The sequence below is a fragment of the Citrobacter sp. Cpo069 genome (genome assembly GCF_030332785.1).
Taxonomy (GTDB): domain Bacteria; phylum Pseudomonadota; class Gammaproteobacteria; order Enterobacterales; family Enterobacteriaceae; genus Citrobacter; species Citrobacter portucalensis.
In genome coordinates this window covers 1-12,443 of the sequence record NZ_JAOWHD010000056.1, presented here as the reverse complement: position 1 = coordinate 12,443, position 12,443 = coordinate 1, and the positions used below count along the sequence as shown (strand labels likewise).

9 protein-coding genes are annotated in these 12,443 nt (G+C 54.3%); 8 read left to right on the top strand and 1 reads right to left on the bottom strand.

Going from position 1 to position 12,443, the window contains the following annotated elements:
• Positions 1–18 precede the first annotated feature (18 nt).
• The 8 genes from OGY08_RS14570 to pdxY all read left to right on the top strand — a co-directional run bounded on the left by OGY08_RS14570 (position 19) and on the right by pdxY (position 10,663).
• Positions 19–834 (top strand): AraC family transcriptional regulator, encoded by an 816-nt coding sequence (locus tag OGY08_RS14570; protein ID WP_008786078.1) that lies wholly within the window; start codon positions 19–21, stop codon positions 832–834.
• 138 nt (positions 835–972) lie between these two features.
• Positions 973–1,893, top strand: a complete 921-nt coding sequence (locus OGY08_RS14565) for a dihydrodipicolinate synthase family protein (protein WP_003830108.1) — start codon at positions 973–975, stop codon at positions 1,891–1,893.
• 14 nt (positions 1,894–1,907) lie between these two features.
• Positions 1,908–3,515, top strand: a complete 1,608-nt coding sequence (locus OGY08_RS14560; RefSeq protein ID WP_234096423.1) for an aldehyde dehydrogenase (NADP(+)) — start codon at positions 1,908–1,910, stop codon at positions 3,513–3,515.
• An 11-nt stretch (positions 3,516–3,526) separates the two neighbouring features.
• On the top strand, positions 3,527–5,128 hold the full coding sequence (locus tag OGY08_RS14555) for an APC family permease (protein WP_234103054.1): 1,602 nt from the start codon (positions 3,527–3,529) through the stop codon (positions 5,126–5,128).
• An 11-nt stretch (positions 5,129–5,139) separates the two neighbouring features.
• Positions 5,140–6,150, top strand: a complete 1,011-nt coding sequence (locus OGY08_RS14550) for an Ldh family oxidoreductase (protein WP_111466176.1) — start codon at positions 5,140–5,142, stop codon at positions 6,148–6,150.
• An 819-nt stretch (positions 6,151–6,969) separates the two neighbouring features.
• Positions 6,970–8,340, top strand: a complete 1,371-nt coding sequence (locus tag OGY08_RS14545; protein ID WP_286565954.1) for a tyrosine phenol-lyase — start codon at positions 6,970–6,972, stop codon at positions 8,338–8,340.
• A gap of 188 nt (positions 8,341–8,528) precedes the next feature.
• On the top strand, positions 8,529–9,794 hold the full coding sequence (locus OGY08_RS14540) for an aromatic amino acid transporter (protein WP_048215030.1): 1,266 nt from the start codon (positions 8,529–8,531) through the stop codon (positions 9,792–9,794).
• An 11-nt stretch (positions 9,795–9,805) separates the two neighbouring features.
• Positions 9,806–10,663, top strand: coding sequence for a pyridoxal kinase PdxY (gene pdxY / locus OGY08_RS14535; protein WP_286565952.1), 858 nt, complete (start codon positions 9,806–9,808; stop codon positions 10,661–10,663).
• Positions 10,664–11,163: 500 nt separating this feature from the next.
• Here the strand turns inward: pdxY and OGY08_RS14530 are convergent.
• A partial coding sequence (locus tag OGY08_RS14530) for an L-lactate permease (RefSeq protein ID WP_286565950.1) occupies positions 11,164–12,443 on the bottom strand: 1,280 nt, incomplete at its 5' end.

Here is a 12,443-nt window from a genome sequence, read left to right as displayed (position 1 = left end):
TAATCGGGAGGAAGCGTGATGTCCTGTGTGATTAATGATGTGCGGGCCCCGTCGCCGGTGCCTGAAGTGGCTGAACTTAGCCAGATATGTGAGGGGTTGGCGCGTCAGCGTCCGGACAATATCCAGACGTTGCTCCATGCGATGGCATTGATTGCGCCGCTGCTCAATGCCATTCCGAATGTGGTTTTTTTTATCAAAGATGTGCAGGCCCGCTATTTGATGGTCAATATGACACTGGCACGACGCTGCGGGTTTAAGACGGTCGTTTCTCTGCTGGGTAAAACCTCTGCTGATGTTTTCCCTTCAGCGCTTGGGCTGGGCTATACCGAGCAGGATATGCGGGTGCTGCGCGAAGGGGTAACGCTGCGCGATCAGCTGGAAATGCATCTCTACAACGGTCGTGAACGCGGCTGGTGTTTGACCCAGAAGCTGGCGCTGCGGGATGCGCAGGGCCAGGTCATCGGTATGGCGGGGATTTCACACGATCTGCAGGAAGCACAGGCGCGTCACCCGGCGTGGCAGCGGCTGGCGATCGTCGACGATCATATCCGCAACCATTATCACCGTCCCATCGCGATGGAAGAACTAACCGCCCTGAGCGGCATGTCGGTGGCGCAAATTGAGCGCTACTGTAAGCGTATTTTTCATCTCACGCCGCGCCAGATGATCCACAAAGTTCGGCTGGAAAAAGCCACCGAACTGCTGGCGGGCGATACGCCGATTACCGATATTGCGTTGCAGTGCGGTTATACCGATCACAGCGCGTTTAGCCGCCAGTTTAAGGCGATGACGGGCTCTACGCCGCGTGATTTTCGTATTACGCTTGCCGGGTAAGACACACTCACTGTGCTAATTTCGTCATCAAAGAGGAAGAAAACCACCAAGCAGTCGGTCGCCTGAAACGTCAATCTGTCAGTGAATATTCACCATTCATTCACTTTAAATTAACAAATTGACGACAAGGAACCGAACATGAGCAAGAAAGCCATTCACTGGAGCGGTGTATTCCCGGCAGTCAGCACCCAGTTTCGTAGCGATTATTCCCTAGATCTGGATGCCACCCATACGGTGATGAAAAACCTGGTCAAGGATGGTGTTTCTGGCCTGGTGGTGTGCGGCAGCGTGGGGGAGAACACCTCTCTGACCACGCAGGAAAAGCTGCAGATCATCGAAGTAGCGAAAGATGCAGCGGGCGGTCAGATCCCAGTCATTGCGGGGGTGGCCGAATTCACCACTGCGTTTGCACAGAAGATGGCGAAAGAGGCAGAGCGCGTGGGCGTCGACGGTATTATGGTGATGCCTGCGCTGGTGTATTCCTCAAAACCGCATGAAACAGCGGCCCACTTCCGCAGTGTGGCTACGGCTACCGACCTGCCTATCATGGTGTACAACAACCCGCCGATTTACAAAAACGACGTGACGCCGGATATCCTGGCGACGCTTGCCGACTGCGACAACATCGTCTGCTTCAAAGACTCCTCCGGCGATACCCGCCGTTTTATCGACCTGCGTAACTCTGTTGGCGACCGCTTTGTGCTGTTCGCTGGGCTGGATGATGTGGTGGTCGAGAGCATTGCCGTTGGGGCGGAAGGCTGGATCTCCGGAATGTCGAACGCCTTCCCGCGTGAAGGGGAGACGTTGTTCCGCCTGGCGAAACAACAGCGTTATGAGGAAGCGATGGCGCTTTACCGCTGGTTTATGCCGTTGCTGCATCTGGATGCGCGCCCGGATCTGGTGCAGTGCATCAAGCTCTGTGAAGAATTGCTGGGGCGTGGCAGCGCCATTACCCGTCCACCGCGTCTGGCGCTGGAAGGGGATACCCGTGCGCAAGTGGTGGCGATTGTTGAGAAGGCGCTGGCGACCCGTCCACAGCTGCCGGATGTTGGCCTTTAAGTAAAGGAGTGATGATGACGCTACCTCTCTCTGTTTCGGGTCAGCAGTTTATCGCCGGACGCCGCGTGGCAAGCGGTGAGGCGACGCTGCCAAGCCTGCGTGCCGCTGACGGCAAGCTGACCGGATACCATTTTTACCCGGCCTCTCGTGAGGAGGCCGCCGCGGCGGCGGAGGCGGCTGACCAGGCGTTTCCTGTCTATTCACAGACAGCGCCAGACGTGCGTGCCCGCTTTCTCGACACCCTTGCCGACGAGCTGGATTTGCTCGGCGAGGATTTTTTCGCCATAGCCCACCAGGAAACGGCACTGCCGCTGGCGCGGTTACAGGGAGAGCGCACCCGTACCAGTAATCAGCTGCGCATGTTTGCCGGGGTGCTACGTCGGGGCGATGCCTTTGGCGTACGCATTGATACCGCACTCCCTGACCGCCAGCCCCTGCCACGTCCGGATCTGCGTCAGTATCTGACCGCGCTTGGCCCGGTGGCGGTGTTCGGGGCCAGCAATTTTCCGCTGGCCTTTTCTACGGCGGGAGGCGATACCGCATCCGCGCTGGCGGCGGGTTGTCCGGTGGTGGTGAAAGCGCACCCCGGGCATATGGCGACGGCGGAATTGACTGCCCAGGCGATTGTGCGTGCGGTCGCGGCATCTGGCCTGCCTGCGGGCGTTTTTAACATGATTTTCGGCACCGATATTGGCGCGGATCTGGTTCGCCATCCGGCGATTCAGGCGGTGGGTTTTACCGGTTCGCTGCGCGGCGGTAAGGCGCTCTGGCAGCTGGCGCAGCAGCGTCCGCAGCCGATCCCCGTCTTTGCGGAAATGTCGGCCATTAACCCGCTGATTATTCTGCCGCAGGCCGTCGCCACGCGGGCAGAAACGCTGGCCAATGAGCTGGTGTCCTCTTTCACTTTGGGATGTGGGCAGTTTTGTACCAAGCCGGGGCTGATCCTTGTCTTACGCGGCGAGGGTATGTCCCGCTTCACGCAGGCGCTGAAGGTCGCGGTTGACCAGGCTCCGGCACAGATCATGCTGAATGCCCCGACGCTTGCCCATTATGAAGAGGGTGTCAGCGCGCTTGAGGCACATCCTCATATTCAGCGTTTGGCAGGGTCTGATGAATCGGTTATCGGCCGCGCGCAGGCCCGGTTGTATCAGGCTCCGGCTTCGCTGCTGCTGGCACAGGATCCACTGCTACAGCAGGAAGTGTTTGGCCCGCTGGCGGTATTGGTCGAGGTGGCCGATGAGGCGGAGTTGCAGTCCATTTTGCGCGTGATTCCGGGCCAACTGACGGCTACTGTGCACGCCGAATCTGATGATGGGCCGCTGGCACAGCGCCTGCTGCCAGCCCTCACTGAAAAAGCGGGACGCGTTTTGTTTAACGGTTATCCGACCGGGGTCGAGGTCTGTGATGCCATGGTGCACGGCGGTCCGTGGCCTGCCACCACCGATGCTCGCGGTACCTCGGTAGGGACGCAATCCATCGACCGTTTTTTACGCCCGGTATGCCTGCAAAATGTGCCTGCCGCGCTGCTTCCGCCTGCTGTCCAGGATGACAACCCTCTGAACCTGCTGCGCCTGATTAACGGGCAGTGGACCCGGGAAGCCATTTCCCCCTCTGTTGACTGAAGGGCATGACCATGACGATTCACTCTACGCACCAAACACAGGCCCGCGTTGCTGAGGTGGGTAAATTTAAAAAGCAGCTAACGCTAACCGACCTGACGTTTATTGGGCTTGGGGCTATCTTCGGTTCCGGCTGGCTGTTTGCCGCAAGCCATGTGGCATCGATTGCCGGACCTGCGGGCATTGCCTCGTGGGTCATCGGTGGGATTGCCGTTCTGCTGTTAGGGATTGTCTATTGTGAGCTGGGCGCGGCACTGCCTCGTGCCGGGGGGATTATCCGTTATCCGGTCTTTTCCCACGGTGAGTTGATGGGGTATCTGCTTGGATTTATTACGCTGATTGCGTTTTCAAGCCTCATCTCCATAGAGATTGTTGCTGCGCGGCAGTATGCGGCAGCATGGTTCCCGATGCTGACTCAAACTGGTTCAAGCGACCCAACGTTGCTGGGATGGGTAGTGCAGTTTTTGCTGCTGTGTTTGTTCTTCGGGCTGAATTACTACAGCGTTAAAACGTTTGCCCGTTCCAATAACATCATCAGTATTCTGAAATTTTTGGTGCCGTTGGCGGTCGTTGTGACGCTATTTACCTTTTTCAAACCTGAGAACCTGCACGTTCAGGGGATTGTACCCTTTGGTATGTCGGGCGTTGAGGCTGCGATTAGCGCCGGTGGGATCATCTTCGCCTACCTGGGGTTGACGCCAATTATTTCGGTGGCGAGTGAAGTAAAGAATCCACAGCGTACCATCCCGGTGGCGCTGATTTTATCTGTGGTGCTGTCGACGATTATTTATGTGCTATTGCAGTTGGCATTTCTTGGCAGTATTCCGACCGAAATGCTGGGTGGCGGCTGGGCGGAGATCAGCAAGCAATTCTCGCTGCCGTACCGGGATATCGCCATTACGCTCGGTATGGGCTGGCTGGCGTTTATGGTGGTGTGCGACGCGATTGTCTCCCCAAGTGGTACCGGCAATATCTACATGAACGCCACGCCGCGCGTGATTTATGGCTGGGCCAAAGCAGGCACCTTCTTTAAGACGTTTACCCACATCGATAAAGAGTCTGGCATTCCGCGTCCGGCGCTGTGGCTGACCTTTGCATTGTCTATCTTCTGGACATTGCCGTTCCCGTCATGGGAACAGCTGATAAGCGTGGTGTCGGCGGCGCTGGTACTGAGCTACGCCATTGCCCCGGTCACGGCGGCGGGGCTACGTCGTAATGCACCGGATTTGCCGCGCCCATTCCGCGTGCGTGCCTTCGGGATTATCGGTCCGGTGTCGTTTGTGATTTCGGCGCTGATTGTATTCTGGTCTGGCTGGGGCACGCTGTCATGGCTGCTGGGACTGCAGATTGTGATGTTTGTCGTCTATGTGCTTTGCAAATCAAAAGTGCCGGTACACACCGTAAGTCTGGCGCAGCAGGTGAAATCGTCTCTGTGGCTTATCGCCTTCTACGCGCTGATTATGCTCTTCTCCTGGCTGGGCAGTTTTGGGGGCACAGGGGTGATTGGTCATCCGTGGGATACGGTGGTGGTAGCGGTGATGTCGCTGGGAATTTACTACTGGGGTGAGCGAACCTGTCTGCCGCGGGCTAACTTTACCGGTGATGAAGAAGAGTAAAGGAGTCGGTCATGGAGATGGTAAACCTCTCGTTAACAGAGGCTTATGCGCTGGCATATAAGGTGCTGCGCGGGAACGGATTCAGTGAAGCGCATGCCGTGGCGATCGCGACCAACGTGACCCACGGTGAGCGTGATGGCTGTGCCTCGCATGGTTTGTGGCGGTTGCTGGGGATTGTGGAGACGCGACGTAAAGGAAAGGTGTCACCTGACGCTGAACCGGTTATCACCGATACCGCTCCGGCCATTGTGAAGGTGGACGCCGGTGGGGCATTTTCCCTGCTGGCATTCGAGCGCGCGCTTCCGCTGCTGATAGAAAAGGCGCGCCACAGCGGTATTGCAGCCCTGGCGATTAACCGCTGTGTGCACTTTTCGGCGCTGTTTGCCGACGTTGAGCCGCTCACGGAGGCGGGGCTGGTGGCGCTGGCGACGACGCCCAGCCATGCGTGGGTTGCTCCCGCAGGCGGGACGCAGCCGCTTTTTGGCACTAACCCGATAGCATTTGGCTGGCCGCGTGAAGAAAAACCCCCGTTTATCTTCGACATGGCCACCAGTGCGGCGGCACGGGGAGAGATCCAACTCCATCAACGGGCGGGAAAAGCGGTGCCGGAAGGGTGGGGGATTGACGGTGACGGTCAGGCCACCACCGACGCGCAGGCGATCCTCGACGGTGCGATGTTGACGTTTGGCGGGCATAAAGGGTCTGCACTGGCGGCAATGGTGGAACTGCTTGCCGGACCGCTCATCGGCGATATGACCAGCGCGGAATCGCTGGCGTGGGATAAGGGGGCTGGTGGGTTGCCCTATGGTGGCGAGCTGATTCTGGCCCTGGACCCGGCCCGCTTTCTGGGACGGGAGGCTCCGCAGCATCTTGCACGTGCCGAGAGACTCTTTGCCGATATGCAGCGGCAAGGGGCGCGTTTGCCGGGCGAGCGTCGCTATCATTCCCGTACGCGTACAACTCGTGACGGTGTGGAAATAGCCCATTCGCTGTTCAAGGATATATCTGCGTTAGTGAAATAATTATTGGCATTATCGCGATAACAGGAGGGATGATGTCCCTCCTGTTATACGTTTATATAAATAGTTACTGTGATTAGCGATGCGCAGGTGTTGGCGCACCTTCGCATCGCGCTAATAAAACCCCTGTAAATTTCCCCAGTAATCTTCGGTAAGTCCAGACATAAATAAGATGAAATAAGCGCGAATAGCATGCTTTTGGAATAAATAGAAAACGCCTTCATCCCAATAAATCCGGTATTATTAATCGTATTTATTCATTATCTTTCGCGCGCCTGAATATCCCCACGCTCCAGAAAACAACGCCTGTCGGCATCAGACCAAAAATGCGATCTAACTCACTGAAGCAAATAGCAAACTCTGAAACAACGTTTAATTGTACACTTTGCTTTACACTTTTAGTGATGTGAATCACAAATATAAACCCGGGAAGTGATCCGACTCTCACAAATTGGGGTGTACTCATTGAGCAATACATTATGAGAACAGCCTGGAAAGTTAAGTTTTCAGTATTTTCCTTCTCCAGTGACATGCAACGGTGAAGGGCAAATCAACACGCAAAAAAAACTCGTTGAATATGAACGGGTAAAAAAATAACGTGTGATTTGCATCACTCATATTTACAGCTTTCTAAATTATTGCCAGTGATTAATGTTGACCGGGCTATTTCCATAATCAATCAAATCTTGCATAGTGCCTCCACATTATTTCTCCCCCTGGCTCAGGAGGCGAATAGTTATATTTCATCAGACTTTATTGATGAACCAGGTATGATTTACTTCACATTAATACGTACATGACCACTGTTACTGGAGAAACAAAATGAATTATCCGGCAGAACCCTTCCGTATTAAAAGCGTTGAAACTGTATCTATGATCCCGCGTGATAAGCGCCTTAAGAAAATGCAGGAAGCGGGTTACAATACTTTCCTGTTAAATTCGAAAGATATTTATATTGACCTGCTGACCGACAGTGGCACTAACGCAATGAGCGACAAGCAGTGGGCCGGAATGATGATGGGTGATGAAGCTTACGCGGGCAGCGAAAACTTCTATCATCTGGAAAGAACCGTGCAGGAACTGTTCGGCTTTAAACATATTGTTCCGACTCACCAGGGCCGCGGCGCAGAAAACCTGTTATCGCAACTGGCTATTAAACCAGGGCAATATGTTGCCGGGAATATGTATTTCACTACCACCCGTTATCATCAGGAAAAAAATGGTGCGGTGTTTGTCGATATCGTTCGTGACGAAGCGCACGATGCCGGTCTGAATATTGCGTTTAAAGGTGATATCGATCTTAAAAAATTACAAAAACTGATTGATGAAAAAGGCGCAGAGAATATTGCGTATATCTGCCTGGCGGTGACGGTTAACCTCGCGGGCGGGCAGCCGGTCTCCATGGCGAACATGCGTGCGGTGCGTGAACTGACGGCAGCGCACGGCATTAAAGTGTTCTACGACGCTACCCGCTGCGTAGAAAACGCCTACTTTATCAAAGAGCAAGAGCAGGGATTTGAGAACAAGAGCATCGCCGAGATCGTGCATGAGATGTTCAGCTACGCCGACGGTTGTACCATGAGTGGTAAAAAAGACTGTCTGGTGAACATCGGCGGCTTCCTGTGCATGAACGATGACGAAATGTTCTCTTCTGCCAAAGAGTTAGTCGTGGTTTACGAAGGTATGCCATCCTACGGCGGCCTGGCCGGACGCGACATGGAAGCCATGGCGATTGGCCTGCGCGAAGCCATGCAGTATGAGTACATCGAGCACCGCGTGAAGCAGGTTCGCTACCTGGGTGATAAGCTGAAAGCTGCTGGTGTACCGATTGTTGAACCGGTGGGTGGTCACGCGGTATTCCTCGATGCGCGTCGCTTCTGCGAGCATCTGACGCAGGACGAGTTCCCGGCACAAAGTCTGGCCGCCAGCATCTATGTGGAAACCGGCGTACGTAGTATGGAACGCGGAATTATCTCTGCGGGCCGTAATAACGTGACCGGTGAACACCACAGACCGAAACTGGAAACCGTGCGTCTGACTATTCCACGCCGTGTTTATACCTACGCACATATGGATGTCGTGGCTGACGGTATTATTAAACTTTACCAGCACAAAGAAGATATTCGCGGGCTGAAGTTTATTTACGAGCCGAAGCAGTTGCGTTTCTTTACTGCACGCTTTGATTACATCTAAAAAATAGTTATGGCCCCATCACGTGATGGGGCTTTTTTGTATTCCTTTTCCATGAACAGGAAGCCTTTGCGGTGCCCGTTACCGTGACATAACTAAAAAAGTAAACCCTGACTCCGACATTTTTATTATCCGCATGATGTACAAATGACAGCTGTAATTATAACGAATAGTCTACAGGAACATTTATCATGGATATTAATGCCATTGAGCGACAGAGTAGTACCCCCGGACTGATTAGCGGAACCATGTTGGTTATCGCGACCGTAGTGGGTGGCGGGATGTTCTCCCTGCCGATTGCGATGGCCGGCGTATGGTTCCCCGGTGCGTCTGTTATTCTTCTGTTTATCGCCATCATGATGTTATTAACCGGTCTGATGCTGGTTGAAGTCAACCTGCATTATGGCGCCGGTGCCAGTTTTAATACCTTTACTCAGGATTTATTAGGCCGTAAATGGAATATCGTTGTCGGTATCGCTTTCGGCTTTGTGCTGTATATTCTGACCTATGCCTATATTTCCGGATCGTCAGCGGTGATGGCGCAAACCGTGTTCAAATACAGCGGCGTGCGCTTTCCGGCGAATATCTCGGTGGTGATCGTCAGCATGCTGGTCGGCGCGATTGCCTGGTACAGCTCCTTGCTGGTCGGACGCATCACTACCGTGTTGATTATCGGTAAGTTTATCGCGTTCTTTGCTACTTTCTCCGGGCTGGTTGGTCATATTGAAGTGGCGAAACTTGTCGACAGCGTGGCGGTGGCGCTGCCCAACTCACAGTACCTGCCTTACATTCTGATGACGCTGCCATTCTGTATTATCTCGTTTGGTTTTCACGGTAACGTGCCGAGCCTGGTCAAGCTGTATGGTACGCGCGGGATTTCGAATATTACGCGTTCGATTATCATCGGTACGCTGTTTGCCCTGCTGCTGTATATCTTCTGGCTGGGCGTCACGATGGGTAACATCAGCCGTTCCGCGTTTCCGCCAATTATCGCCAAAGGCGGCAATATCGACGTGTTTGTTGAGGCCATCAGCGAGCTGTTCACCAGCCGGTATATGGATCTGATCCTGACCTTCTTCGGCAACTTCGCAGTAGCCAGTTCTCTGCTGGCGGCGACGCTTGGCTTGTTCGATTATATCGCCGACCTGTTTCACTTCCCGGATGACGGCATGGGCCGACTGAAAACCGCGCTGGTGACCTACTTCCCGCCAGCCGCCGTGTGCTTCTTCTTCCCGAACGGTTTTGTGCACGCGATTGGCTATGCCGGTCTGGCCTTTACCATCTGGAGCGTGATCCTGCCGCCGTTCCTGGTGAAAGCCGCGCGGAAACGTTTTCCGACCGCCAGCTATACCGCGCCCTGTAATAACACCGTGCTTAACCTGGTGATTGTCTGTGGAGCGGTTGTCTATCTGACGGTTGTTCTGGACGTATTTGGTCTGCTGCCAACGTTTCGTTAGACGGAGTCAAAATGAAAAACGTGTTGTCTGTTCAGTCGTCAGTCGTTTATGGCTATGCCGGAAATAAAGCCGCTGTGCTGCCGATGCAGCTTTCGGGGATCGATGTCTGGCCGTTTTACACCGTACAGTTTTCCAACCACACCCAGTACGGGATGTGGCAGGGCATGGCGATGCCGCACGGCGAGCTGAGTGCCATCATCAGCGGGCTGGATGACCTGCAAAAGCTGGCGCAATGCGATGCCGTGCTGTCCGGGTATCTCGGGGATAAACGTCATTGTGAAGAGGTGATGCACGCGGTCACCACCATTCGTCAGCGTAATCCGCAGGCGCTCTATTTTTGCGATCCGGTGATGGGCGACCCGCAAAAAGGCTGCATTGTCGCGCAGGGCGTAGAGTCCTTTTTTGTCGATGATGCCATTCAACTGGCCGACATCATGGGACCGAATCTCTATGAGCTGGGCGTGCTGACGGGCAGACAACTGCGTGGTTTTGACGAGGTAGTGGAAGCGGCGCAGCAGCTGGTGTCGTGGGGTGTGAAGAAGGTGCTTGTGAAGCATCTCGGCGACTGCTCACGGGACAAACAGGCGTTTGAAATGCTGCTGGTGACGCCGGAACAGACGTTACACATTGCCCGGCCGCTGTATACCTTTGCCAAAATGCCGGTGGGTGTTGGGGATCTGATTTGCAGCTTGATGCTGGCCTCACTGCTCAATGGTTATGAGGACAAGCAGGCGCTGGAGCGGACCACCAGTGTCGTCGATGCGGTGATGCGACTGACGAAAGAGCATGATTCGTATGAACTGCGACTGATAGATGCGCGTCACCAGATAATGGATCCGCAAATTCGCTATCGGGCAGTGGTACTGTAGCGCCACGAGGGGGCTCTATGTTTCTGACATTGCTGCGGCTTCAGCATCCTCTGGTCTACCGTTTCGCGTGGCTTCGTCTGTGGGTGGCGGTGTTAAGAGCATGCGGTCTGCGTAAGAGGAAGGGGTGAACATTTTACGCTGCTGTCGCTGCCGGATGCGGCTCGCGCCTTATCCGGCCTACAAATGAGCGTGAAACGCAGGCCTACAAATGAGTGTGAAATGTAGGCCTGATAAGCGAAGCGCCATCAGGCATAAGTGCCAGGTATTACACGCGGAAGTAGCGTGGTGGAATCAACGCGGAAAAGGCGTCGAACTTCTTCACCATCTTTTTCCAGAACAACATAACAACAATCCTCGATTTGAAACATCGGCGCTATTTTAGTCAGCGCCGACAAATCGTAAAGCCTGTCGCCTTGTTCCGTTCCTGGGGCGGTGTAAACCTTTTTGGTCACTGTGTCGTCAAATACGATTGCCGCGAATTTGACGGGGTTGACAATGGCTTACGCCATAAACCAGTAATAAAAGAGACCAACCTTTAAGCCGAGGATCACAATGTAGGCGCAGCAGTATTTCATGGTGCCAGACATAATCTGGTTGGCCTGACCGTCCATTTTGGTGGCAGAAACCGCGATGGCGATGCTTTGCGGCGAAATCATTTTCCCGCCCGTAGCGCCAGAGGTATTGGCCGCCGCCAGCCAGTTGGGATCGATATGTAACTTGCTGGCAGCAATGGTTTGCAGCTTGCCGAACAGAATGTTCGAGTTGGTATCGCTGCCGGTAACGAACGTGCCCAGCGCGCCAATCACCGGGGCGAGGAAGACGTACGAGCTGCCGGTCAGATCGACAATCGACTGCGCCAGCGTGGAGATAATCCCGCTGAGATCCATCACCGTGGCCAGCGCGACGATCGCCATAATTGCGACGATAGAGTTTTTAAGCTGGAAAATCGTTTTGATAAATACTTCCAGCATCCCGTGTGCGGACGCCCCCTGAATAAAACCGCCGATAATGGTCGCAAAGATGATCAGCATCCCTGGTGTGGTCACCCATTCAACTTTCAGTGCCATCGTTTTGCCGTCAGCCAACGTGAAATGCAGCACCGAAGCCAGTTGGGACGCCGCGCCTTTTATTGTCGGGAACAGCGGCGAACACAGCAGGATAAATACAAAAATAAACAGATAGATAGAGCCCACGCGGAACAGCACTTTTGCCGAGCGTGGCGTGGTTTCGCGGGTATGGCTGACCTCAATGCGCCACTCTGGATCGGTTTTCCCTTTGCGCAGGCGACTGACCATCGCCACGGCAAACAGGCTGACCAGGCTACCGGCAAAAGCGGGTAATTCCGCGCCAAGATGGATGGCGACAAAATATTGCGGAACCAGCGTGGTGATGCCGCAAATCAACGTGATCAGAAATACGCCACGAATGGCTTTCAGGCCGCCGCCAATAATGCAGACAATCACAAACGGCAGCAGGATATTAAACAGCGCGAGCTGCAAAATAATGGTTCCGCCTAAGGTATAAACCGGCAGATTAACCTGCTCTGCCAGAATAGAAACCGGGATCCCGACCGCGCCGAATGCGGTGGGAACGGTATTCGCCACCAGAGAAGCAATAGCAGCCTTCAGCGGGTTGAATCCCAGCGCAATAAGAATGCCGATCGGAATAGCGACCGCCGTGCCATAGCCCGCTGCGGCTTCAAGAAATCCACCAAAACACCATGAAATCAGCAGCACCTGAATACGCTTATCTTCGCTAATGCTGGCGAGAATATCGCGCA

Excerpts from the sequence above, each read along its gene's own strand:
- OGY08_RS14570 (WP_008786078.1), top strand. The coding sequence starts at position 19 with ATGTCCTGTGTGATTAATGATGTGCGGGCCCCGTCGCCGGTGCCTGAA.
- OGY08_RS14565 (WP_003830108.1), top strand. The coding sequence starts at position 973 with ATGAGCAAGAAAGCCATTCACTGGAGCGGTGTATTCCCGGCAGTCAGC.
- OGY08_RS14560 (WP_234096423.1), top strand. The coding sequence starts at position 1,908 with ATGACGCTACCTCTCTCTGTTTCGGGTCAGCAGTTTATCGCCGGACGC.
- OGY08_RS14555 (WP_234103054.1), top strand. The coding sequence starts at position 3,527 with ATGACGATTCACTCTACGCACCAAACACAGGCCCGCGTTGCTGAGGTG.
- OGY08_RS14550 (WP_111466176.1), top strand. The coding sequence starts at position 5,140 with ATGGAGATGGTAAACCTCTCGTTAACAGAGGCTTATGCGCTGGCATAT.
- OGY08_RS14545 (WP_286565954.1), top strand. The coding sequence starts at position 6,970 with ATGAATTATCCGGCAGAACCCTTCCGTATTAAAAGCGTTGAAACTGTA.
- OGY08_RS14540 (WP_048215030.1), top strand. The coding sequence starts at position 8,529 with ATGGATATTAATGCCATTGAGCGACAGAGTAGTACCCCCGGACTGATT.
- pdxY (WP_286565952.1), top strand. The coding sequence starts at position 9,806 with ATGAAAAACGTGTTGTCTGTTCAGTCGTCAGTCGTTTATGGCTATGCC.